Raw genomic sequence first — 24676 nt, forward strand, 5'->3', positions numbered from 1 at the left:
GCCGCGCCATGCGACTGTCAGCGCCCGCGCGGGGCGATAAACACGCTTTGGCTGTGCGCGCGCTCATCCGCATCGGCCAGGTTGCTTAGCTCGAAACGCACCGGCCTGGCCGCGCCGGTAGCCTGCTCGACCAGCTGCACCAGGGTCACCGGCACATCGAGGATTTCCCCAGGGTTGAGCTGCAGCTGCGGTGGTGCATCCAGGCGCAGGCCGGGGCTGTCGACTAGCGTCAGGCCATAGCGCTGCGGCTGCTGGGTCTTGTTGATTACCTTGAGCAGGTAGGTGTTCTCGATCTGCCCCAGCTGATTTTCACGGTACATGCTGCGGTCCTTGGCCGAATCGATGGACAGCATCGAGCGCGCGCTCAAGGCCCAGACGAAGGCGGCGAGCATCAACACCAGCGCGATGCCATAGCCGACCAGTCTCGGGCGCAGCCAGTGGGTCTTGCCGCCTTGCAGCTCGCGCTCGGAGTGATAGCCGACCAGGCCTCTGGCGTAGCCCATCTTGTCCATGACCCCGTCGCAGGCGTCGATGCAGGCGGCGCAGCTGATGCAGTCGATCTGCAGGCCGTCGCGGATATCGATACCGGTCGGGCACACCTGCACGCACATCTGGCAGTCGATGCAGTCGCCCAGGCCCTCGGCCTTGTGGTCGCTGTCCTTCCTGCGCGGGCCACGGCCTTCGCCACGCTTGGCGTCGTAGGCTACCAGCAGGGTGTCATCGTCGAACATCGCACTCTGAAAGCGCGAGTAGGGGCACATATGCACGCAGACCTTCTCGCGTAGCCAGCCGGCGTTGAGGTAGGTGGCAGCCATAAAGAACAGCACCCACACCAGGGTTCCGCCCTCCAGTTGCAGGCGCAGCAGGTCGCTGGCCAGCGTGCGGATCGGCGTGAAGTAACCGATAAAGGTCAGCGCCGTCAGCAGACTGACCGCCAGCCAGATCCCATGCTTGGCACTGCGCCGCGCCAGCTTGTTCAGCGACCAGGGCGCGGCATCCAGCTTGACCCGCTGATTGCGTTCGCCCTCGGTGATTTTCTCCGCCCACATAAACACCCAGGTCCACACACTCTGCGGGCAGGTGTAGCCACACCACACGCGTCCGGCCACCACGGTGATGGTGAACAGGCCGAAGGCGGCGATGATCAACAGCGCCGAGAGCAGGGTGAAATCCTGCGGCCAGAAGGTCGCGCCGAAGATGTAATAGCGATGCTCGGCCAGGTTCCACAGCACCGCCTGGCGACCGTCCCAGTCCAGCCAGGCGGTGCCGAAGAAGATCAGAAACAGCAAGCCCGCACCGTACAGGCGCAGATTGCGAAAACGGCCGCTAAAACTGCGGGTGTGAATCGGTCCTCCAGCCTGGGATGGGGTCAGGCGGATAGGCTGGCGCGGGTCGATGGTCTCGATGATCTGCGCGGGAATACGTTCGCTCATTACGGGCCTCGTCGGGCTTTATCAGGCGAGGCGAATGATGCGAGCGCGGGTATTTGGATAACAGACTCAGGTTTTCAAATAAAAAGCGGATCAGATGATGGGGGATATCTGGCTTTAGTGTGTGGGGGGCGGCAATCGGCCAAAAGCGGTCTGTCTAGAAGGGGGCTTCTGGCCGGTTAGCGACGGTCTAATTTCGACCGTCGCTATACATGGTCAAGCCTCGGTCTGCTCCGCCATCTCCAAGGCGTCATCAACCCCGATCCCGAGGTATCGCACGGTGCTCTCCAGCTTCGTATGGCCTAGCAGTAATTGAACCGCACGTAGGTTCTTCGTCCAGCGATAGATCAGTGATGCCTTCGTACGTCTCATCGTGTGAGTGCCATAGGTGGCGATAATGTTCATGGCAAGTCCTCCACGTTTGGGAAGACAAGGATGGTTAGCCAGAGCAGTGGTCACAGCTATCGCCCAGTGGATACTAAAGCTAGTCCGCTTCAGTGATATTTAAAGCGTGAACTTCCAGTACATCGCTGCCCGGGCGCACAGGCTACCAGTGTTAGACAACTCGGTTAGAGGGGCGCAGGCGAAAATATCGTTTCGCTGTATCTATAGCGCGCTGTCAACGAGGCACGTATATTCCTTGTACTTATTGCTAGGCGAGACCATATCTTTGTCTAGCATAAAACGACAATGACTACGCCAAGTAGTGATTCGGAAAGGTACTCTGAAATGCACAAGTCATTCGTCCGCGGCGGTCAGCTCGGTATTCTCGTTGGAGCCTTGGCAAGTGCGCCGCTTATGGCCGGTGGCCTGTTCATGTACGAAGTGGCTAACGACAACGCGGGTCTGGCTAATGCCGGTGCGGCTGCACGGGCGCAGAACCCCGGCACGTTAGCCAGCAACGTGGCAGGTATGAGTTACCTGCCCGGTACCCAGATCGTCGGTGGCTTGCAGTTACTGCACAGCAACTTGGAGTTCACTCAGGACAGCAACAGCAATGTGCCCGGCAGAGACAGCGGTACTTTGATGGAGTGGGCACCGGGCGGCAGCTTGTTCGTCTCTCATGAGCTCGACGAAAACTGGCATGTAGGCTTTGCCAGTTATGGCGACTTTGGTTTGGCCATCGATTATGAAAACGACTGGTCGGGGCGTTACTTCACTCAAAATGATGCACTGCTGGGCCTGACCCTGCAGCCTAGTGTGGCTTATCGATTTAACGATCAATGGTCGTTGGGACTCGGTCTGCGTGCGATGTACGCCATGCTCGAGTCGCAGCTCGCCATTGATAACACCCCGCTCGATCTGCGTAACAACCCCGATGGCACGATGACGTATAAAAGCAACGACTGGGGTTTTGGCGCCAATCTTGGGGTGATCTACCAACCCTGGCAGGGCACACGAATCGGCTTGAATTACGCCAGTGAAATCGAGCTGGAATTCGAAGATGCGTTGTCACCAGAAGGGCTTAGCCCATTGATCAACAACGGGCTGCAAGCCGCCGGCATTATTGGTGCTGACACCACGCTCACCATGAATGTGCCGCAAACACTCACCCTTAGCCTTTATCACGCGCTAAATGAGCAGTGGGCCGTTTTGGCCAGCGCCAACTGGCAAGACTGGTCGCGATTTGGTCACGTCGGTGTGCAAATAGACAGCGGCAACCCGGTGTCGGCTACGGCCGATGCCAACTTCAAAGACACCTGGCATCTCTCCCTGGGTACCCAGTACCAGGCCAGCAAACAGCTACTGTGGAACCTGGGTGTGGGTTATGACAGCTCGCCAGTCAGCGATGAAGATCGCACCTTTACTATGCCGCTGGGCTCGACCTGGCGTTTCGGTACGGGCCTGACTTATGCACTGGACCCGCAGACCGATGTGAATCTGAGCTATGCCTTGGTGTGGATGGGCGACATGGAAATCGACCAACAGAAGCAATTACCCCGTAACGACCCCAAACGCGTCTCCGGCGAGATCGAAGACGCGTGGATACAGGCTGTAAGCGTCAACGCGACCTGGCGCTTCTGACATTCGTCCTCGGAGCGGCATTACACCTGCTAAAAAACAGCAGACTAACGGTTAAAAGGAATAGAAGTCATGAAATATACGGGACTTGTGGCGGCAAGCCTTTGTGTATGGGCCGGCACAGGTATGGCGGATGACACGGCTGACCTTGCGCAAAAAGCCCAAAACCCGATAGCCGCGCTCTACAGCCTGCCTATTCAGTTCAACTGGAACCAGCACATGGGGCCAACCAACGACGGCATCCAGGCAGTCACCAATATCCAGCCGGTGTTACCGTTTTCCATCAACGAAGACTGGAACTTGATCTCACGTACCATTTTGCCCGTGATTGATCAGCGCAGCCTGGCGCCGAATGGCCTGGCGGATAAGTCGGGGCTCGGTGACATAACCCAGAGTCTTTTTTTCTCGCCTAAAGCAAAAACCGAGAGCGGTTGGATCTGGGGCGCGGGTCCTGTCTTTCTGATGCCGACAGGCAGTGATGACCTATTGACCAACGACCAATGGGCCGCCGGCCCGACAGCCGTTGCGTTGAAACAAGCCAACGGGTGGACCTACGGAGCCTTGGCAAACCACCTGTGGTCACTTGAGGGTAGCCCGGCCGATGGCCGAGAAAAGATCAATGCCAGTTTCCTGCAGCCCTTCCTGTCGTACACCACCTCCACGTACACCACCTTTGGCATTAACACCGAATCCTCCTATGACTGGCAGGCCAAAGAATGGTCGGTGCCGGTCAACCTGACCGTCACCCAATTGCTCAAGCTGGGTGGTCAACCGTTGAGCATTCAATTGGGCCCACGTTACTGGCTCGACAGCACTGAAAACGGGGCCGACGGTTGGGGGTTCCGCGCAGCCATCACCTTGCTGTTCCCGCGTTAACGCAGTGCCGGCATGAGCGCAGGCAGCACCTGGTGCGGCCAATCATCGATTCACTCTTTTTAAAAACATCTGTTCAGCCACATGGAGCTTTATCAATGAAAGCAAAAACAATGATGTTAGGCGGTCTTTTGACGGCGGTTGTGGCGCTAAGCGGCTGTACCACCAAGACCGTCAGCCAATCTCAGTACTCGGGCTTTCTTTCCAGCTATGAGGGTTTGACCGCGACTAAAACGGCGAGTGGCAACAAAGTATTGCGCTGGGTAGACCCTGCGTTTGATGTGGCTAACTATGACAAGATCATCTTCCAACCGGTTCGCTTTTACCCCGAGCCGCAGCCGACTGATCGTCTCAGCCAGCAGACCTTGCAAGATCTTTTGGCATACACCAATAAACGCTTGTCCTCAGCCATGTTCAGCCGTTTGAAACCAGTAGGTTTCGGCGCTGGCCCCCGCACCTTGGAGTTTCGTGGTGCCATTACCGGCGTCAATGCCAGTACCGAAGGGCTCAAGCCATACGAAATCATTCCGGTTGCTTTGGTGTTTGCAGGTGCCATGACAGCTGCCGGTGAGCGTGATCAGAACACCGAGCTGTATTTAGAGGGCGAAATCATCGACTCCTCTACAGGCAAACCCGTTTTGCGCGTAGTGCGTAAGGGCTTTGGTAAAACCCTGAGCAACGACAAGCAGACGATAACTGCAGATGATTTGAAGTCGGTGATCGACGGCCTAACCCAAGACGTACTGACATTTAAGTGAGCGTCAGCCCTGTCGCCAGCCCGGTGAGCTTTATCAGGCTAGCGAAGGGGTATCAAACAGTGATTAACCGCCCCTAGGGATGACCCGAAATAGTCACCTAGTTCTGGCTGACTATCATCCCGAAGGCATATGTAACGCTTATTTGTTCTGGCGGTGTCACTAAAAAATCCGGTTTGCAGGGTTCAATGCATGCTGAGCAGTCAGCCGGAGCTATTGATTAAAGGAACAGATCATGAAGATTAAGATGAAAACCATGCCCGTATTGGCTACTGCGTTTACCTGTGCGCTGGCAGCAGGTATGGCAGCGGCGCAAGACGTGCCGAAGATGAAAATGACCACGCCGATCCCAGCGGAAATCACCACGCCCGATACCGTGGAGTCGCGCATTGGCACACTCACGTTCAATGACGGTTTCCCGAGCGACGAGACGGTGCAGAAGGTTTATGACAACCTCGCCTTCCAGCGTGGCGTGAGCGTCTTCCTCAGTGCGACCGGAGGCAGCTCGACCGAGGGCCTTCGCCAGGGCCTGGCCAGCATCGGCGTGGACAACAACCAGACCGTGGCGCTCTTCGAAGACCTGATGGATTCCAAGTCGCTCTTCCTCACCCCCAATACCGAAAGCATCTACAGCGTAATGTGGGTGGACGTGAAGGATGGTCCGGTCGTGTTGGAGACGCCGCCAGACGTGCTCGGCCTCATCGACGACCACTGGTTCCATTACGTGGCAGATTTCGGTCGGGTCGGGCCCGACAAGGGTCAGGGCGGTAAATTCCTGCTGGTGCCGCCCGGCTACAAGGGCGACATACCGGAAGGCTATTTCGTCTACCACACCAAGACTTACGGTCACCTGGTGTTCTGGCGCGGCTTCATCAAGGACGGCAGTACGGCCTCGGCCGTGGCAGCGACCAAGAAACACGCCAAGATCTATAGCCTGAAGGACGCGGCCAACCCGCCGCCGATGAAGTTTATCAATGCTTCCGGCAAGCACTTCAACACCATCGGTGCCGGTACCTTTAAGTTCTACGAGGACATCAACAACATCGTCCAGTACGAGCCCAATGAAGCCTTCAATCCGGCCATCTTGGGTCAGCTTGCCGCGCTGGGCATCGAGAAGGGCAAGGAATTCAACCCCGATGAGCGGATGAAAAAGATCCTCACTGAAGCGGCGGCGGTCGGCGATGCCACTGCGCGCGCGTTGGTGTTCAAGTATCCCGAAGACATCGCGTACTACCCCGGCAGCGCCTGGGTCCAGGGTTTCGTAGGCGATAATTACAAATTCCAGTCCCAGCCAGGCGTGGACAATACCGATGCCCTGGTCCACATGCTCTTTTACGCCACCGGCGTTACCCCGGCGATGTCGTTGAAAATTCTCGGCAAAGGCTCGCAGTACGCGCTTGCTTTCGTTGATTCCGACGGCAAGCCTATGGATGGCAGCAAGACCTACAAGATCCACCTGCCGCCGAACGTTCCGGCCAAGGATTTCTGGTCGTTTGTGGTTTACGACAACCAGACCCGCTCCATGCTGCAGACCGACCAGCAGTATCCGAGCATCAGCAGCGAAAAGAAGGGGATCGTGACGAACCCCGACGGCTCGGTTGATATCTGGTTCGGCCCGACCGCGCCCAAGGGCCACGAGGCCAACTGGGTGCAGACCGTTCCCGGCAAGGGCTGGAGCACGGCTCTGCGGCTTTACGGGCCAGAAGAAGCATGGTTTGACAAGACCTGGCGTCCGAGCGAAATCGAATTAGTGGAATGACGCGACTCCGGTGAATGAACGATGCGGGCCGTCTCACATGAGTCGGTTCGCATCTGCAACTGGAGGCCTGATGCGGTAAGGCTTTTTTGAAAGGATGCGAAACATGAGAAACACAGGACGTTTTTTTGGGTCAGTAGCCCTTGCAGTGGTCGCCTCTCTGGCTGGAGGCAAGCATGAGCAGGCGATAGCGGCGGACGCTCAAGTTAGCAACGTCACACCCACCGAGCTGCGGGCCATCGCCGAAGAAGGTTACATCTATGGCCTACCGCTGGTGATGAACTACGCGATCATGAATGAATACGCGGTCGATCCGAACTCAAGCCAGTTCAAAGCGCCGTTCAACCAAATCAAAAACCTAGCGCGGGTGTTCACCTACAAGGACACCGCAGTTGTTACCGCCAACAGTGATACACCCTATTCTTTCCTGTGGCTGGATCTGCGTGCCGAGCCCATTGTGATCTCGGTGCCGGCGGTGTCTGAGGACCGTTACTACTCGGTGATGCTGGCCGACGGCCACACCTACAACTACGGCTACATTGGCAGTCGTGCCACCGGCAACAAAGCCGGCAATTACATGATCGTCGGACCCGATTGGACAGGTGAAAAGCCAGCGGGTATCGACAAGGTCTTCCAGTCACTCACCCCGTTCAGCCTCGCAGCATTCCGTACCCAGTTGATTGACCCTGCGGACATGCCCAATGTGGAGAAGATCCAGGCCCAGTACAAAGCTGAGCCACTGTCGGCATTCTTGGGCCAACCGGTACCGGTTGCGGCGGCGGATCCCGGTTTCCTCCCGGCGACCACGGCCGGAATCAAGGCGAATTTCTGGACCTATCTCGGCGCTGCGCTTGAATACGTTCCCGAAGCGGATGAGGACAAGGACATCCGTAAAAAGCTGGCCTCGATCGATATCGCTCCCGGCAAGAAATTCGACATCCAGAGCCTGTCACCCGAACTCCAGCAAGCGATGGTCGAGGCGATGAAAGCTGGAGACAAGAAGGTCGACACCTATCTGGCCTCCGGCATGACCGACGCCAATGGCTGGCAGCTTGGCTCGTTGCCAGGTGATCGAGACCATTACAACGGCGACTGGGTGATGCGTGCCGCCACCGCTAAGGCGGGCATCTACGGCAACGATGCTGCCGAGGCCGTTTATCCATTGGGCCGTCTGGATGTCAACGGCAACACCATCGATACCAGTAAGCACAATTACACGCTCACCTTCGCCGCGGGGCAAATGCCACCCGTGAACGCGTTCTGGTCGGTGACCATGTATTACGGCAAGTCCCAATTGATGGTCGAAAACCCGATCAACCGCTATCTGGTCAATACGGCGATGGCCTCGCAGATGAAGAAGAATGCCGACGGATCGCTGACGATCTATATCCAGAAGGATTCGCCAGGTAAGGACAAGGAAGCAAATTGGTTGCCGGCACCGAATGACACCGCTTACTTGGTCATGCGCCTGTACTGGCCGAAGCCGGCCACCGAAGCGCTGTCGGTCCTTCCGGTTGGAAAAGGCACGTGGACGCCGCCGGGTATCGTGGTGGCTAAATAAGCATGCCGCGTCACAGCCCATTTTTCACCCAGAGGAAAATGTAATGAATCAATCGACTCTTCGGAGCGCAATTGCATCCATTTCACATTTTCCACGCTGCCCATGACAGTCATGGCGCGAAACGCCATCGTCGTCAACTTGGACAATTTCATTGATGGCGACTGAGTATTCCCGGTGCCACCGACAAAAAGAAACCCGTAAGCCGGAACGCGAGATCGTACTGGCTGAATAAACCAGCCAGTACTACCGACTCAATCGCATGAACGCAGGGTATTTAGGGGTGGTCGATCTGCGACCACTTTATTTTCCTAATCAACCCTGCTTGATGGCGCACCTAAGGAGCACCTCGTGAAACAGAATTTCTATCCATTCAATGCCCTTGCCTTGGCAACCATGCTGGCCTTGCCGGGTATCCAGGTCGCACAGGCCCAAGTATCTCCTGACACCCTGAAATCGATTTCCATCCCCGACAAGGTCGATACATCAATCGGCAAGCTGGAGTTCTTCGACGGCGTGCCGGCCAACGCCGCGACCGTCGAAAACGTCTATGACAATCTCGACCGGATGCGCGGGACCGACGTGTTTTTGGACAATCTGGGCGCCGTGTCGATGTACAGCGTGCGCAAGGGCTTGGACGGTGCCGGTGCCCAGGGTGCCAACAAGGTCGCTGTTTTCGAAGGGCTGATGGATTCGCAGACCCTGGTGGTCACGGCCAACACCTCGACGCTCTACGCCTATACCTACACCGACCTGGCCAAAGACGGCCCGACTGTGATCGAAATACCACCCGGCATGCTCGGCTTCCTCAATGATGCCTGGCAGCGCTTCGCCGGCAACATGGGCGTCACCGGGCCGGACAAGGGCAAGGGTGGTAAATACCTAGTGTTGCCACCGGGATATGCAGGTGAAGTGCCCGACGGGTATTTCTTACTCAAGCCTTCGACCAACCGCAACTTTCTGTTCCTGCGCGGCTCGATCAAAGATGGGCTGGAGCCGGCGGTCAAGAACATCACGTCAGGTCTGAAAGTCTATCCGCTAAAAGAAGCCAACAAGCCGGCACCGACCGAATTTGTAAACGTCTCCATGAAGGCTTTCAACACCATCCTTCCCAGCGATTTCAGCTATTTCGAGTACCTTAGCGACATCGTCCAGCAGGAACCGATCGACGCTATCAGCCCTGATGTACGTGGTGAGCTGGCTGCCATCGGCATCGTCAAGGGCCAGCCGTTCAAGCCCGACGCGCGCATGAAGAAGCTGCTGACCGAAGCCGCCACGCTCGGTGCGGCCACGGCACGGGTCATCACCTACCATCCCCGCATCGCCGGTGTGAATATCTACCCGGACGACCCCAAGAGCATCTGGTCTACGGCGTTTGCCAACAAGAACACCAGTTTTGAGGCCGACGGCACCATGAACCTGGATGCTCGTGCGCTTTACTACTTCAATGCCGGTGGCGTAACCCCGGCAATGGCCACCACCCATGCGGGCGCGGGCTCTGACTATGCACTGGCGGTCGTGGATGCCAACAAACAGCCGTTTGACGGCAGCAAAACCTACAAATTGCACCTCCCGCCGAATGTGCCGGTGAATGACTTCTGGGCCGTCACCATCTATGACACCCAGACACGCTCGCAACTGCAGACCAGTCAGCGATTCCCGACTGTCGGCAGCCAGTCTGAGGGCATCAAGAAGAATGCTGACGGCTCCTACGATCTCTATTTCGCGCCGAAAGCGCCGGCGGGAAAAGAGGGTAATTGGTTGGCGACAGTGCCGGGCAAAAGTTGGTTCGTGATCCTACGCATGTACGGACCGCTGGAGCCGTGGATCAACAAGACCTGGCGGCCGGGCGAGATCGAGGCGGTCGAGTAACCGTATTAGATCGTTGACCAAGCGGGCCGCCTTCCTTTAGAGAGCAGCCCGTTTTTGACCTGTATCAAGCTATCTCGATAAATGTCCCGAGGGTTGACCCAATGATGTGGGTCTACCCCGGCTGATGGAGACCACACATGCTCGAAATGATCCCAAGTATCCGTCGCGGCATGGCCGCAACTGCAGTTGCCGGCCTGTTGGCATTGGCGACCGTATTGCCGGCCGTTGCTGCGACCCATAGCGAGCCGCTGGCGTCCTGGAACGACGGCGCGACGAAGCAGGCGATAACTTCCTTCGTGGAAAAGGTGACTGACCCCGCAAGCAAGGATTTCGTCAGCCCGGAAAATCGCATCGCGGTATTCGACAATGACGGGACGCTCTGGGTTGAGCAGCCTATGTACACCCAGGTAGCTTTCTCGCTCGATCGGGTGAAAGCGCTGGCACCAGAGCACCCGGAATGGCTTAAGAACCCTGCGCTCAAGGCCGCGATCGAGGGCGACACGAAGACGCTATTGGCGTCAGGTTACGACGGCCTTCTCGAACTGATGGCAGTGACTCACGCTGGCATGACACCCGCCGAGTTCGAGATCATCGTGACGCAATGGATCGCAGAGGCCGAACACCCTCGCTTCAAACGCAAATATACCGATCTTGCCTATCAGCCCATGCTCGAATTGCTCGACTACATGCGGGCCAACGGCTTCAGCACCTATCTGGTGTCAGGCGGCGGCGTTGAGTTTATGCGCCCATGGACGCAGCAGGTCTATGGTATTGCGCCGCCCAACGTCGTTGGCTCAAACCTCAAGACCAAGTTCGAGATAATCGACGGCAAGCCGAGTCTGTTGCGCCTGCCGGAACTGGGGTTTATCAACGACGAGGGCGGAAAGCCGGTGGGGATCAATCTCCATATCGGCCAGCGTCCGATCGCCGCGTTCGGAAATTCCGACGGCGACCTGCAGATGCTGCAATGGACGACGGCGGGCGATGGTCCACGGCTGGGCGCGATCGTTCACCATACCGACGAAGCGCGTGAATATGCCTACGATCGCCAGTCATCGATCGGCGCTCTCGACAAGGCGCTCAATGCGGCTCCCGCCAATGGCTGGGTCGTCATCGACATGAAGAAGGATTGGAAGACTGTCTTTTCACCCGTGAAGTAGCAGGCGAGGACGATCGTCCCACCTTGGGCTCATGATGCTGCGTAGCAATTAGCCTGAGCATCTTCACGGAGGGAAATGCTTCGCAGCCTACGCGATCTCGGCAGATCTGTAGGGTGGACAACGTTTACTTGTCCACCCGCCTCTGCGACAGGCAGCATCTGGTCGAAAGTAACCTGACGTGACTGGATGCTTTTGGCCGACTCCTGCCTGTCATGACCGGCAGAAGTCAGCCAGAAGCGGCCGCTTGCCGGGCGCTTTAAAAGCTCCCCATAAAACACTTCCCTATAAAAACTGGCTCGCTGATCACAGCGAGCCAGCTAATTTCTGACCAGAGCAAGCAAATTGTGCCGGGTCACTCCACCAGTTCGACTTCCCCTGGCCGCCAGGTCTTATCAATCCACGCCTGCTCCGGGCCGTACATGCGCAGCAATATCAACCAGCTCTTGCCGGGGATCGTCTGTAGCCAGTTGCCCTCTTTACCCTTGGGTGGCTTGGGCGCGAAGTAGATATCGTAGGAGCCGTCGGCATTCTTCTGCATGCCCTCCGTCTGGCTGCCGAGGGTGGGAAACTGCTCATCGGTCTGCAGCTGCGAGCGGGTCTGGGTGTCGTAGATGGTCACTGCCCAGAAATCCTTGACCGGCACATTAGGCGGCAGGGTCAGGCGGTAGGTTTTGGAGCCATCCAGCGCGCGCTTTTCAGAGTCGGTACTGAGAAGGCCGTAGTCGGAGCCAACGCCGGGGCGGGTGAGCGCCATTGCCGGGGTGACACCGATGGCGTTGTAATGGAACAGGGTCGCGGCGTCTATATCGTAGGCGCCGTCGTAGGTAAATGTGGTGTTCTTGTCCGCATAACCCATCAGCCAGCCGCTGTCCTCGCCGTAGATGTAGTTGCCCGGGTTACGGGGGTAGAAGGTGATGGCGCGGGCGGTGGCGTTGCCGATGGCGACGGCTTCGGTGAGCAGTTTCTTCATGCGCGCGTCTGGCTCGAACGGCTTGTCCTTGATGATGCCGACTGAAGCGAAAAGGCCGCGGGTCTCCGGTTCCAGAGATTCGATGGGTTCGTACTGGACCACAGCATTCAGCTGTTCAAAGAAGGTGAAATCATTGGCGGGAATGAAATTTGCCACCTTGCCGGATGCGTTGATAAATTCGGTCGCGGGCGGATTGCCGGCCTTGGCCAGTGGGTAGACCTTGAGGTTTTTTTCGATATTCTCGACTGCTGCTTCCATACCCTTGGCGATGGAGCCGCGCAGAAATACCCAGTTGCGGTAGGTGGGGGCTTTCACTACGAAGTAGCCGTCAGGCACGTCGCCTTTGTAGCCCGGCGGGAGCACAAGGTATTTACCACCCTTGCCTTTATCCTGCCCGGCGGCACCGAAGTTACCGATAAATTTGAACCAGGCGCTGTCGAGCATGCCGAGCATGCCCGGCGGCAATTCGATTACGGTGGGACCGTCTGTCTTCAGATCCAAAGTGGTGAGCGCATAGAGCGTCGACGTATTACCCGTCAGTAACAATGTTTTCGAATCCATCATCTGTTTAAAGATCTGGATTTTGTTGGGCCTGTCGGCGCCTATCGCCTTTGGACCTTCGTACAGGGCATAGGCGGAGGCGGCCGGGTAACCGGCGAGAAAAGTCTGCACGCCGCGCATGCTATCCAGGTTGTCGTACAGAGTTTGTACTGTCTGCTGTGAGGGCACGCCGTCGAAGAACTCGAGGTTACCGATGGAAGTCTCCACCTTGTCCGGCGTGGTGATCGACTGCGGAATTTCTGTGGTCATTTTTAACTTGGGAGGCTCGGCCACTGCCGGTACGGCGACTGCGGCAAGTAAAACTGAGCAGAGTATTGCAGATTTCATGGGGTCGTCCTTGTGTGCATGGAGTTGTCCTAGCGCGGAGTATTCTGATGGTTTGAGAACACTGTTCTCGTGGAAACTGCCACAGGCAGAAGTAGTAACGCGTGTTCAAGGATGAATCAGTAAAGTGCAGGTCGTCTAGGTTTTTTCGGACAACAATCGCTCTTCGCTAGGAGACAGTTTTTGTTTCCGGCCTAAGCCGCCTTCGCGGCCAGGTACTCCTTCTTCCTTCGCTCCATCGTCCTGCGTTTGATCTTCGATCGCTCGGTGAGCACTTCGTACCGCCTTCCGAAGTAGACATCCGCGGGCGTGACGTTTCCGAGCGCTTCGTGGTAGCGCTCGTTGTTGTTGTAGCCAACAAAGTTCCGAAGAGCCGCCTCCAACTTCCAAGGGAAGGTGCAGGCGCTGTCCGCATTCCTGGGTACAACACCACCTCCCGCTGCGCCGGTCGTGGATTTCATCAAGCCACCGAGCAAGGAGGAGCAGAGGACTTCTCTGGAGTTCTTCAACATCATGAACTTCGTGCTGGGCTACAGCCCGACGGTGCCGAGCGAAGCGGCCCTGAGGGAACGCTTCGCCAAGATCGGTATTGAGGGTGGCAAGACCTTCGACCCCTCCAAGTTGTCGCCTGAAATGAAGTCCGCCATTGAGCAGGGTCGCGCTGATGCCCTGAAGGCTCATGACGCTGGCATGAAAGAATTCGCCGCAGGGAAGATTACCGCCGCTGATCTCTTTGGAAGCCGCGAATTTTTAAAAGACAACTACTTGTACCGCTGGCTCGGAACACTTGGAATCTACGGCAACGCCAAAGAAGAAGCCATGTACCCAGCCTATCGCGTTGACAGCGAAGGAGAGGCACTTAACGGAGCCAATCGCTACACGATGCATTTCGCTAAAGGCGAGTACCCGCCGGTCAAGGCCTTCTGGTCGCTGAGATGTATAAGCTGCCGCAGAGTCTGCTGGTGGCCAATCCGATCAACCGCTACCTCATCACTCCCCCATGCTGCCGAACAGAAGAAAGATGCAGATGGCGGACTCACGATCTACATCCAGAACGAATCGCCCGGTAAGGACAAGGAATCGAACTGGCTGCCCGCACCGAAGGGACCGTTTGCCGCCTATATGCGCCTTTACTGGCCGGCAGAAGCCGCCCTCAATGGCAGCTGGAAGGAACCCGACCTCCTCAAGGTGCAATAAGGCAAAGCACAGCATTGCACGATCGGAGGTCTCGACAAGGCGCTCAATGCGGCGCCCGCCAATGACTGGGTCGTCATCGACATGAAGAAGGATTGGAAGACTGTCTTTCCACCCGTGAAGTAGCAGGCGAGGACGGTCGTACCGTTATAGGCGGACAAGATGGTGCCGTGGCCGCACTGCGGCTTCAAGGATGCCAAACTTACGAGGAGCACTTGCCAGCGAGCATTCCGGTCAGTGATTGCCGGCGTTCGTTGCCTACGATAATCAGACTCCTTCCATGCGAAAAGCCGACTAACGCTTTCCGAGCATCGGTAAGGAAAAGAAGTGAGTTGCACCTAATCGCCTAGAAACTAAGGGCAGCTATCGGCCACTGTGGGTCGAAAACGGACGTTTATAGCAGGATAATCCCCTCCGCCCGCCAAACCCGGCCAGGAGTGAATACACTATGCGCCCGATTACCCTGGGCCATAGATATGGCTGCATCGCACAAGGAACTCGCCTCCATGGCCTCCGCAGATAAACAGCAAAAACGCGCCCAGCGGGCCAAAGCCAAGGCCAAGCAGAACCGTTCGGGCAAGGCCAAGGCCAATGTCGTCCATCCGCTGCTGGCCAATCCGCTGATCAACGAGCCGTTCGATGATGTCGAAATCGACCTGAGCACCTTCGACTTCAAGGACATCGAAGAGAACGGTTTCGACCCGGCGCACTTCGATGATCTGTTCCAGGCGATGAAAGTCGGCGAGGGCATCAGCCTGCTGGCGATGTGCCTGGTGTTCCTGCAATACCCGGTGCTGGAGCTGGTGGTCGCCGAGGAGGCGGAGGACGCGGCCACCGACTTTATGATGGGCCTGCTGATCACCTACCGCGGGATCTTCCACGATGAAGACGAAGACAGGGCAGTGGAGTGGATCGGCGGCGACGCCTTTCAGCATGCCTACAACGAAGCGTCGCTGATTCTGCAGAAAAAGAACGCTCGCGGCACCCCAGGCACTCGCGTTTAGCCACGCGCCGAGCAGGCCATCTGCTCCGTATTTTTCCGCCGGATCTGCAGCTGTTTCGCTATCGGGGCCACGCGCATAGTGTGGCCGTCGATAACAGCTGAGGCCGCCGATGTACCAATACGATGAATACGACCGCGCCCTGGTGCGCGAGCGCGTGGCGCAGTTTCGCGATCAGATCGAGCGGCGACTCAGTGGTGAGCTGAGCGAGGAAGAGTTTCTGCCGCTGCGTCTGCAGAACGGTCTGTACCTGCAAAAGCATGCCTATATGCTGCGTGTGGCGATCCCCTACGGCACCCTGTCCGCGCGGCAACTGCGCACCCTGGCGGGCATCGCCAGAGATTACGACCGCGACTACGGGCACTTCACGACCCGGCAGAATATCCAGTTCAACTGGATCGCGCTGGAGCAGGTCGGCGACATTCTCGAGCGCCTGGCCGAGGTTGAGATGCATGCGATCCAGACCTCCGGCAACTGCGTACGCAATATCACCACCGAGGCCTTTGCCGGGGTCGCCGCCGACGAGTTGCTCGACCCGCGACCATTGGCGGAGATCCTCCGTCAGTGGTCGACGGTCAACCCGGAATTCCTCTACCTGCCGCGCAAGTTCAAGATCGCCCTGTGCGCGGCGCAGGAAGACCGTGCGGCGGTGATGATGCACGACATCGGTCTGTACCTGTACCGCGACGCGGCTGGCGAGTTGCTGCTACGGGTGATGGTCGGCGGTGGCCTGGGGCGCACCCCGATCCTCAGCCAGCAGATCCGCGAGGGCCTGCCCTGGCAGCACCTGCTGTCCTACGTCGAAGCTGTGCTGCGGGTCTACAACCGCCACGGCAGGCGCGACAACAAGTACAAGGCGCGGATCAAGATCCTGGTCAAGGCCCTGGGCATCGAGGCCTTCGCCCGGGAAGTCGAGGCCGAGTGGCAACAGATCAAGGGCGGCCCGGCGGAGCTGACCGCGGCCGAGTATCGGCGGGTGGCGGCGGCCTTCGTCGCGCCGCCCTACGCCAGCCTGGATGACGCCGACCTGGCCTACGGCAGCGCCCTGGCCCGCGACCCGGGCTTCGCCCGCTGGGTCTCGCGCAATGTGCGCCCGCACCGGGTGGCGGGCTACGCCTCGGTGGTGCTGTCGACCAAGCCGGCCACCGATTCGCCGCCCGGGGATGTGACCTCGGCGCAGATGCACGCCATCGCCGACCTGGCCGAGGACTACGGCTTCGGCGAGATCCGCATCGCCCACGAACAGAATGTGGTGCTGCCGGATGTGCCCAAGGCTGACCTGCATGGCCTCTACCAGCGCGCCCTGGGCCATGGCCTGGGTACCGCCAATATCGGCCTGCTGACCGACATGATCGTCTGCCCAGGCGGCGATTACTGCGCCCTGGCCAATGCCAAGTCGATCCCCATCGCCCAGTCGATCCAGCAGCGTTTCGCCGACCAGGACGCCCTGCACAGGCTCGGCGAAGTGAGCCTGAATATCTCCGGTTGCATCAACGCCTGCGGCCATCACCATATTGGCAATATCGGCATCCTCGGCGTGGATAAGAATGGCAGCGAGTGGTATCAGGTGACCATCGGCGGGGCCCAGGGCAAGGCCAGCGCTCTGGGCAAGGTGATTGGGCCTTCGTTCAGCGCGGCGCAGATTCCCGAGGTGATCGAAGGCCTGGTCAAGACCTTCAGCGACTACCGCGAGGTCGACGAACGCTTTGTCGATACCGTGCAGCGCATCGGCCTCGAACCCTTCAAGGAACAGGTCTATCGCAAGACCCAGGTGCCGGCATGAATAACCTGATTCGCTTGAGCGCCGGCCAGGCCCGGGTGGTGGCGGATGATCCCTGGCAGTGGCTGCGCGAGCCGGACCAGGCGCGGCCCGCCGGCCCGTTGATCCTGCCGCTGGCGGCCTGGCTGGCGCGCCAGGATCAGGCGACGCTCGCGGGCCGGCGCTTCAGCCTGGACGGCCTGTGCCTGGCCCCGGACGACGAGGTCGAAAGCATTGCCGCCTACCTGCCGGTGCTGCCGCTGATCGCCATCGAGTTCCCCAGCTTCCGCGATGGCCGCGGTTACAGCCAGGCCTACCTGCTGCGTACCCGGCTGGGCTGGACCGGCGAATTGCGCGCGCTCGGCGATGTATTGCGCGACCAGCTCAGCCATATGCGCCAGTGCGGCTTCGATGCCTACGCCGTGCGCGAGGACAAATCCGCCGAAGACGCGCTCAAGGGCCTGGCCGGTATGAGCGTGCTCTACGGCCGCTCGGCCATCGAGCCGCGGCCGCTGTTCCGCCGCCGTGGCGGCGCTGGAGATTAGCGGCGGGTAGGTCTGGCCGTTATCTAACGCCCGCTCTGCAACTGCTGCAGCGCTCCATCGACCAGGGCCAGCAGCTCGTCGATGGCCTGGGTGGCGCGCTGGAAGTAGGCCTTGGCGGCTATCGCCGGCTGTTCCCGGCCGAGCAGTTCCTGTTCGATGCAGTTCACGAAGTCTTCCACCACCTGTTCGCAGCGGCGTAGGTGGAAGGCATTGGCCTGCGGGTGCCGGACCGCGTGCTGCTGCAGGGTGTCGAAGGCGCTGCCGGCCTGCAGTTGGATCTTCTGCTGGAGAAAGCGCAGGCGCACCCGCTGTTCGGCACTGCTTTGCCCCGCCGCGGCGATGCCGGTGCCGAGGGCGCGGGCCTGGCCGGCCCATTCCGCCGCCTGCAGCACATCGCGCCAGATGCACGGCAGGTAACTCAGCTCGGCGCGGCCGTTGCTCAGGTCGATTTCGCTGGCCACATCCTCCATCAGGAAGATGCTGTTGCGGATGATCAGGTGGTGCTGCGCCAGGTTGTTGGCCGGGTCGCTGCTGCGGCCGTCGCGCATCCGCGACCAGTGATCGATCAGGCCGCTCCAGGCATCTTTATGGGTGCTGGTGAGGGCCTGGGCGGTGCCGATATGGCGGTCCAGTTCCTGGCGGGTGGTGGCCAGGTCCTGGCTCAGGCTCTGGTCGCCGCAGAGCACGCCATTGCTCAGGCCGCGGTGGCGCTGCAGGCCGGCAATCAGGGCGCGCAGCAGGCTTAGCTGGCGGATGTTCAACTGCCTGTGCTGCAGTTTCTGCAGGCGCATGCGCCGATGCAGGGCGTAGCACAGCAGGCCGAGCAGCAGCAGGGTGGCGACGCTGGCCAGTAACGTGGTGAGTTCAGGCATGTTGCTTACCCCGTCAGATGAGCCAGATGGTGGGCGATGGTGCGCGCCTGATCGGCCGCCTGCAGGTTGTCGGCATTGCCCTGGCGCACGCGGTCGGCCAGCTCGGCGATTTCCGCCACGGCCTTGCCTTGCTGCTCGGTGCTGACCGCCACCTGTTCGACCTGCTCGGTGAGGTGGCGGGTGCGCTGCTGCACCTGAGCGAGCAGCTCGCGCACCCTGGCCGAGCTGTCTGCGCTGCGGTGGGCCAGCTCGGCGAGACTGGAGACCTGCACCGTGGCGCTGTGGATATGCTGCTGGACGGATTCGATATTGCGGCTGATTTCGGCCGCCGACTCCTGGCTGTGCAGGGCCAGGCGGCGCACCTCGTCGGCCACCACGGCGAAGCCGCGGCCGCTTTCCCCGGCGCGCGCGGCCTCGATGGCGGCATTCAGGGCGAGCAGGTTGGTCTGCGTGGCGATGCCGCGGATGGTGCCGGACATCTCATTGATGGTGTGCGAGTTGTTGTGCAATTGCAGGATCAGCTCGTTGGTGGCTATGGCCTGCTGCGCCATCTCGGACACCTGCTGCACCAAACTGGTGAGCTGCTCGATGCTGTCGGCCAGCTGCCCGCTGGCCAGTACGCTGGTCTGCCGCGACTCATCTGCCAGCACCGCCACCTGGACAATGCTGACATTCAGCTGCTCGACCGCCGCGGCGGCGACGGTGGCCGACTCGCTCTGCCCCTCGGCATTGCGGGTCACCAGGGCGGCGCTCTGCTCGAGCTCGTGGGAGGAGTGGGAGATTTCATCCAGACGCTGCTGCAACAGCTGCTGCTGGCGCTGGGCCTGATGCAGCCACTGTTGCAGGCTGCGGCCGATAGGCTGCAGCAACAGCCATTGCGCGCCGCCGAAGGGTTGCTGCGCGCCTTGCGGCGTGGCGCTTGCGCAATACTGCTGGAGGCGCTCGAGCTCCTGCGCCAGCGACCACAGCGAAGCAATGGCCAGATAGGCCAGCAGGGCCCAGAGCGGAGCGCTGGGCAGCTGGGGCAGCAGGCCCATCGACACGAAGCCGGCCAGCGCCACCAGCAATTGCAGGCGGATCATGCCGCTCATGCCCAGTTCGCGCAGGAGCAGAAGCCCGGGGTAGGTTAGCCACTTCATGGGTGCGGTACTCCAGTCACCAAAAAAAACGCCTGAAGCCCTGCGCGCTTTCCGCAGCGGGTTCAGGCGCCATTGCCTTGCAGGAACGAATCCTGTCGATCTGATGAGTCGATGCAGAGTGATAGGCAAGAGTGATGCCATGCAGGCCGGTGGGTGCTGGTGCTACGGCAATGCAGAGGGCCGCGAGTGGCGTTGCGCCGGCTGGCCGATTACCGGCTCTTTCGGCGCTGGTGCTGCTGACCCTCCCCCCCGAGCTATGGATCGGCCGCGCGCTTTTATCCTTGCGCCAGCCTTAGGCAACTGTGGCAGTATACCCCCGTGGGTATACTTCAATGGGCAATGGGAGGATGTATGCGCTTCACTGCAGCAGTGCTTTTGGCTTCGCTGAACATGGCGGCTTATGCCGACAGTTATCAGGCCCTGACTGCCGAGGGTGCCGCGCTGATTCCGGCCTTTCAGCAGCAGCTATTGGGCACCGTCAAAGCGGCGATGCAGGCCGGTGGGCCCGCCAAGGCCGTGGAGGCCTGTCGGTTGTCGGCCCCGCAGATTGCTGCCGAGCACAGCAAAAGCCCATGGACTGTCGGGCGCACCGCATTGAAAGTGCGCAACCCGGCGAACGCCCCCGATGCCTGGGAGCGGCGTGTGCTGGAGCTGTTTGCCGAGCGCGCAGAGGCGGGCGAAGCGCTTGCCGATCTGGTACAAGCGGAAACGGTCGATGGCGAATTCCGCATGATGAAGGCCATTGCCACCGGTGAGCCTTGCCTGGCCTGTCACGGCAAACACATAGAGCCGGCGCTGGCTGCGGTGATTGATGTAGGCTACCCGCAAGACGAGGCCCGCGGCTTTGCCCTGGGCGAGCTGCGCGGTGCCTTCACATTGCGCCGTACTGTAGAAGTTGGAAATGATTGAATCAGAACAGCTGAAACACCGAGATTCCCTACTCAAGCGTCTGGCCCGTGTCGAGGGCCAGGTGCGCGGCATCCAGGCCATGATCAAGCGCGGCGATCAATGCGAGGCCATTGCCCAGCAGTTCAGCGCCGCGCGCAAGGCGCTGGATAAGGCCTATCAGGAAATGCTCATCTGCCTGGCCGAGGAAGCAATCCTCAGCCCGGAGCAGAGCAATCAGGAAAAGCTCGCCCAGGTGCGGGCCATCTTTACCAAGTACAGCTGATTGCCAGGGGCCTGCTGCCGTTCGATCATGACGAAACGGCGGCAGGCACTAGCAGGCCGTTTAAAAAGCGCTATCCCCGTACTCTGCTGCGTTCAGGCACCCGGCACCTAAATCTAGAGGCTGACTCCGTAGGGTGCACCTGGGCACCGATGTCCCAGCGCAACAATGTTCAGGGACATGGCCTTTTATAAGATTTTCCCTTCGCTGTGAGGCTGAGCATCGGCGCGCTGACGGTCGTGCTCCAGGGGTTGCTGGGCGGCTTGCGGGGCCAGGGTTTGCAGGGCCTGGAACTGGCTGATAAACACCTGCCCGCCAAAGTCGTCGAGAAAGCTTGAGCGGCGCAGCTGGTCCATCACCGGGCCCTTGACCTCGGACAGGTGCAACTGCACGCCGGCGGTGCGCAGGCGCTCGACTATGGCCTCCAGCGAGTCCAGGGCGCTGGCGTCGATCAGGTTGACCCCCGAACACATCAACACCAGATGGCGGACCAATGGCCGGTTGGCGATCAGCTCGCCGATGCGGTCTTCCAGGTAGCGCGCATTGGGGAAGTACAGGCTCTCGTCGACCCGCAGTGACAGCACGCTGGGCGACTCGATCACGGCGAAGCGCTCGACATTGCGGAAATGCTCGCTGCCCGGCACCTGGCCGACCACGGCCATATGCGGCTGGCTGGTGCGCCAGAGAAACAGCAGCAGCGACAGGCCGACACCAAGCAGGATGCCGGCCTCCACGCCGATCAGCAGCACGCCGAGGATGGTTGCCAGCTGCGCCGCGCCGTCCTGCCGCGAGTAGCGCCAGGTGCGGCGTAAGGAACCGAGATCGACCAGGCTGAGCACCGCGACGATGATGGTGGCGGCCAGCACCGCCTGGGGCAGGTTGTGCAGCAAGGGGGTCAGCAGCATCACGCTCAGCGCGATACCGGCGGCGGTGAACACCCCGGCCATGGGCGTCTGCGCGCCGGCATCATGGTTGACCACCGAACGGGCGAAGCCGCCTGTAACCGGGAAGCCACCGCTGAATGCCGAGCTGAGGTTGGCCGCGCCGAGGCCGAGCAGTTCGTTGTCGGGTTCGATGCGCTGGCGGCGTTTGGCGGCCAGGGTCTGGCCTACGGAGATCGATTCGACGAAGCCCACCAGGCTGATCAGCAGTGCCGCCGGCAGCAGTTGCAGGGCCAGACCAAGGTCCAGGGTGGGCAGGGTCAGGCCCGGCAGCCCCTGGGGAATGGCTCCGACCACTTTGACCCCGGCCTGATCCAGCTGCAGCAGCGACACCGCGACGATGGCGACCACTATGGCCAGCACCGGGCCGGCCTTGGCCAGGTTGCCGGCCATGGGCGCGGACAGCCCCAGGCGCTGCAGCAACGGCTTGAGGCGGCCACGCGCCCACCACAGCCAGGCCAGGCTAAGCAGGCCGATCAGCAGGGTCTGCCAATGCATCATCGGCAGGCTCTGCCAGAGCTGTGGCAGGATCTGCCGCAGGCTCTCACCGGAGGCTGATACCCCCAGCAGGTGCTTGAGCTGACCGACTGCGATCAAAATCCCCGAGGCGCTGATAAAACCGGACACCACCGGGTGGCTGAGAAAGTTGGCGAGAAAGCCCAGGCGCAACAGCGCCATGGCGGCGAGCAGCAGGCCCGACAACAGGGCCAGCAACATGGCAGCGCCGATATATTCGGCGCTGCCGGCGGGGAATAGCGGTGCCAGGGCGGCCGCGGTCATCAGCGATACCACCGCCACCGGGCCGACCGCCAGGGTACGGCTGGAGCCGAACAGGGCATAGGCCAGCAGCGGCAAGATGCTCGCATACAGACCGGTGACCGGCGGCAGGCCGGCGAGCATGGCGTAGGCCAGGCTCTGCGGTATCAGCATCAGGGTCACGATCAGCGCCGCCAGACCATCCTGGGTAGCGCTCGCGCGGTCGTAGCGTCGCCCCCAGTCCAGGCACGGCAGCCAGCGGCTCAGTTTCATTTGCCCGGTTCCTTGCCGAAGTCGCAGGCGGCCGGTGCGTCTACCGGCAACGGCTCATGGGGTAGGCGCTTGGGCCCCGCCAGCCACTCATGGCCACGCAGCATCAGGTCGAAGTAGATGCTGGGCATCGCCTTCACCTTCAGCTCCCAGGCCAGGCGGCGCGGCATGGCGGGGTCGAGGGGGAAGGTCGGCAGCAGCTTGCCGCCGTAGCCGAACTCGGCCAGCACCACCTTGCCGCGCTCCACCGTCAGGGGGCAGGAGCCATAGCCGTCGTACAGGGCTCGCGGCCCCTTGCCGGCAAGCACCGCAATAACGTTCTCCGCGACCACCGGGGCCTGCTTGCGCACGGCGGCGGCGGTCTTGGCGTTGGGCGCGGCGCAGACGTCGCCGAGGCTGAAGATATTGCCGAAGCGCGGGTGGCGCAGGGTTTCGTGGTCGGCTTCGACCCAGCCGTCGGCATTGGCCAACGGGCTCTGGCGGATAAACTCCGGCGCGCGCTGGGCGGGTACGGCATGCAGAAAGTCGAAGGATTTTTCGATGGTCTGGCTATTGCCCGCGGCATCGACCTGCTTGAACCAGGCCTTGTGGGCCGGGCCGTCGACCGCGCTCAGGGTGGTGTTGAAGTCGAGTTGTACGCCATAGCGTTCGACATACTTCATCAGCGGCGGGACGAAGGTCGGCACGCCGAACAGCACCGCCCCGGCCGAGCAGAATTCCACGTCGATGTCTTTCAGCACGCCTTCTTCGCGCCACCAGTCGCAGGACAGGTACATGGCCTTCTGCGGCGCACCGGCGCATTTGATCGGCATCGGCGGCTGGGTGAACAGCGCGCGGCCCTGGCGCAGGTTCTGCACCAGTTGCCAGGTATAGGGGGCCAGCTCGAACTGGTAGTTGGAGGTGACGCCGTTCTTGCCCAGGGTTTCCCTGAGCCCTTCGACCGCATCCCAGTGCAGGCTCAGGCCGGGGCAGACGATCAGGGCGCGATAACCCACCCGGGTACCGTCTTCGAGCACCACGCGCTGTTGCTCGGCTTCGAAACCGGCCACCGCGGCGCGAATCCATTGCGCGCCACGGGGGATGCAGTGCGCCATCGGCCGTTCGGTGCGGGCGCGGTCGAAGATGCCGGCGCCGACCAGGGTCCAGCCCGGTTGGTAGTAGTGCTGTTCGCGCGGCTCGACCACGGCGATGCGCAGGTGCGGATCGCGGCGCAACAGGCTGGCGGTTACCGCACAGCCGGCGGCACCGCCACCGACCACCAGCACGTCGTAGCGTTGGGTCGGTGTGGTGGCGGCCTGGGGCATCGATACCGGGGCTTTCTGCCAGCGTTGCTCCAGACGCTGGGCCAGGCCACTAAGGTCATAGCCGTTGGCCTTTGCGGTGGCGAGAAGGGTCAGCGGGTCCAGGTGATGGGCCTCGCTCAGCGCCCAGAGGCTAGTGGAGCGGGTGCCGGTGCGGCAGAACGCCAATACCGGACCGCGTACCTGGGCGAGCAGCTCGGCGAACGCAGCCACATCACCCTCGCCGATCTGGCCTGAAACCACGGGCAGGTAGTGGTACTCGAGACCGCTGGCTTGCGCCGCCGCCTGCATCTCGGCCGCAGTGGGTTGGCCTTCGCCCTCGCCATCCGGCCGGTTGTTGATCACGCTGCGAAAGCCGGCGGCGGCCAGGGTGCCCATGTCCGCCGGTTGCAATTGCGCGGCCACGGCGAGGAAGGGCGTCAGGCGTTTCAGCGATTGCATGGCGTCAC

20 protein-coding genes and 1 pseudogene are annotated in these 24676 nt (G+C 60.6%); 13 read left to right on the plus strand and 8 right to left on the minus strand.

What is annotated here, in order from left to right; genetic code table 11:
* Positions 1–17 precede the first annotated feature (17 nt).
* Positions 18–1433: a cytochrome c oxidase accessory protein CcoG gene (gene ccoG, locus AACY13_RS11025; RefSeq protein ID WP_339461452.1), complete on the minus strand. Its 1416-nt coding sequence runs from the start codon at positions 1431–1433 to the stop codon at positions 18–20.
* A 213-nt stretch (positions 1434–1646) separates the two neighbouring features.
* Positions 1647–1823 (minus strand): annotated as a pseudogene (locus AACY13_RS11030) (integrase); the annotation flags it as partial.
* 336 nt (positions 1824–2159) lie between these two features.
* On the opposite strand from AACY13_RS11030, the gene AACY13_RS11035 reads away from it, so the two are divergent.
* The 7 genes from AACY13_RS11035 (at position 2160) to AACY13_RS11065 (ending at position 11426) form a co-directional block, all read left to right on the plus strand.
* Entirely contained in the window at positions 2160–3455 is a 1296-nt protein-coding gene (locus AACY13_RS11035; RefSeq protein WP_339461453.1) for an OmpP1/FadL family transporter, read from the plus strand.
* A 69-nt stretch (positions 3456–3524) separates the two neighbouring features.
* Positions 3525–4328, plus strand: coding sequence for a transporter (locus AACY13_RS11040; RefSeq protein ID WP_339461454.1), 804 nt, complete (start codon positions 3525–3527; stop codon positions 4326–4328).
* A 95-nt stretch (positions 4329–4423) separates the two neighbouring features.
* Positions 4424–5083 carry a DUF3313 domain-containing protein gene (locus AACY13_RS11045; RefSeq protein ID WP_339461456.1) on the plus strand — a complete coding sequence of 220 codons (660 nt, stop codon included), beginning with the start codon at positions 4424–4426 and terminating at the stop codon, positions 5081–5083.
* A 232-nt stretch (positions 5084–5315) separates the two neighbouring features.
* Entirely contained in the window at positions 5316–6839 is a 1524-nt protein-coding gene (locus AACY13_RS11050; protein WP_339461458.1) for a DUF1254 domain-containing protein, read from the plus strand.
* Positions 6840–6933: 94 nt separating this feature from the next.
* A complete protein-coding gene (locus AACY13_RS11055; protein WP_339461460.1) occupies positions 6934–8397 on the plus strand; it encodes a DUF1254 domain-containing protein in 1464 nt (487 codons plus the stop codon).
* Between the two features lie 348 nt (positions 8398–8745).
* Positions 8746–10266, plus strand: coding sequence for a DUF1254 domain-containing protein (locus AACY13_RS11060; protein ID WP_339461462.1), 1521 nt, complete (start codon positions 8746–8748; stop codon positions 10264–10266).
* A gap of 137 nt (positions 10267–10403) precedes the next feature.
* The gene (locus tag AACY13_RS11065; protein WP_339461464.1) at positions 10404–11426 is read left to right on the plus strand and encodes an HAD family hydrolase; all 1023 of its coding nucleotides are present in this window, start codon (positions 10404–10406) and stop codon (positions 11424–11426) included.
* A gap of 352 nt (positions 11427–11778) precedes the next feature.
* Here AACY13_RS11065 and AACY13_RS11070 read toward each other — a convergent pair whose 3' ends face one another.
* Together AACY13_RS11070 and AACY13_RS11075 are read right to left on the minus strand one after the other, a co-directional pair.
* Positions 11779–13284, minus strand: coding sequence for a DUF1254 domain-containing protein (locus AACY13_RS11070; protein WP_339461465.1), 1506 nt, complete (start codon positions 13282–13284; stop codon positions 11779–11781).
* Between the two features lie 191 nt (positions 13285–13475).
* The gene (locus tag AACY13_RS11075) at positions 13476–13793 is read right to left on the minus strand and encodes a hypothetical protein (protein WP_339461467.1); all 318 of its coding nucleotides are present in this window, start codon (positions 13791–13793) and stop codon (positions 13476–13478) included.
* 1 nt (position 13794) lies between these two features.
* On the opposite strand from AACY13_RS11075, the gene AACY13_RS11080 reads away from it, so the two are divergent.
* From AACY13_RS11080 to AACY13_RS11095, 4 genes are all read left to right on the plus strand, one after another.
* On the plus strand, positions 13795–14478 hold the full coding sequence (locus AACY13_RS11080; RefSeq protein WP_339461468.1) for a DUF1214 domain-containing protein: 684 nt from the start codon (positions 13795–13797) through the stop codon (positions 14476–14478).
* A 503-nt stretch (positions 14479–14981) separates the two neighbouring features.
* The gene (locus AACY13_RS11085) at positions 14982–15479 is read left to right on the plus strand and encodes a hypothetical protein (protein WP_339461470.1); all 498 of its coding nucleotides are present in this window, start codon (positions 14982–14984) and stop codon (positions 15477–15479) included.
* Between the two features lie 109 nt (positions 15480–15588).
* Entirely contained in the window at positions 15589–17259 is a 1671-nt protein-coding gene (locus tag AACY13_RS11090; protein ID WP_339461472.1) for a nitrite/sulfite reductase, read from the plus strand.
* On the plus strand, positions 17256–17780 hold the full coding sequence (locus tag AACY13_RS11095; RefSeq protein WP_339461474.1) for a DUF934 domain-containing protein: 525 nt from the start codon (positions 17256–17258) through the stop codon (positions 17778–17780). Before AACY13_RS11090 ends, AACY13_RS11095 begins: the two co-directional genes overlap by 4 nt.
* A gap of 23 nt (positions 17781–17803) precedes the next feature.
* Here the strand turns inward: AACY13_RS11095 and AACY13_RS11100 are convergent, their stop codons facing one another.
* Both AACY13_RS11100 and AACY13_RS11105 read right to left on the minus strand, forming a co-directional pair.
* Positions 17804–18652 carry a nitrate- and nitrite sensing domain-containing protein gene (locus tag AACY13_RS11100; RefSeq protein WP_339461475.1) on the minus strand — a complete coding sequence of 283 codons (849 nt, stop codon included), beginning with the start codon at positions 18650–18652 and terminating at the stop codon, positions 17804–17806.
* Positions 18653–18657: 5 nt separating this feature from the next.
* Positions 18658–19932, minus strand: coding sequence for a methyl-accepting chemotaxis protein (locus AACY13_RS11105; RefSeq protein WP_445262566.1), 1275 nt, complete (start codon positions 19930–19932; stop codon positions 18658–18660).
* Positions 19933–20142: 210 nt separating this feature from the next.
* On the opposite strand from AACY13_RS11105, the gene AACY13_RS11110 reads away from it, so the two are divergent.
* The gene (locus tag AACY13_RS11110; RefSeq protein WP_445262567.1) at positions 20143–20700 is read left to right on the plus strand and encodes a Tll0287-like domain-containing protein; all 558 of its coding nucleotides are present in this window, start codon (positions 20143–20145) and stop codon (positions 20698–20700) included.
* Positions 20693–20962, plus strand: a complete 270-nt coding sequence (locus AACY13_RS11115; protein ID WP_339461479.1) for a metal-sensing transcriptional repressor — start codon at positions 20693–20695, stop codon at positions 20960–20962. The genes AACY13_RS11110 and AACY13_RS11115 overlap by 8 nt, the downstream gene beginning before the upstream one ends.
* Before the next feature lie 185 nt (positions 20963–21147).
* Here the strand turns inward: AACY13_RS11115 and AACY13_RS11120 are convergent, their stop codons facing one another.
* Together AACY13_RS11120 and AACY13_RS11125 are read right to left on the minus strand one after the other, a co-directional pair.
* Positions 21148–22929 carry a SulP family inorganic anion transporter gene (locus tag AACY13_RS11120; RefSeq protein ID WP_339461480.1) on the minus strand — a complete coding sequence of 594 codons (1782 nt, stop codon included), beginning with the start codon at positions 22927–22929 and terminating at the stop codon, positions 21148–21150.
* A complete protein-coding gene (locus AACY13_RS11125; RefSeq protein ID WP_339461482.1) occupies positions 22926–24668 on the minus strand; it encodes a TIGR01244 family sulfur transferase in 1743 nt (580 codons plus the stop codon). Before AACY13_RS11125 ends, AACY13_RS11120 begins: the two co-directional genes overlap by 4 nt.
* Positions 24669–24676: the final 8 nt, after the last annotated feature.

Source organism: Pseudomonas sp. EA_105y_Pfl2_R69, assembly GCF_963970915.1.
Classification (GTDB): domain Bacteria; phylum Pseudomonadota; class Gammaproteobacteria; order Pseudomonadales; family Pseudomonadaceae; genus Aquipseudomonas.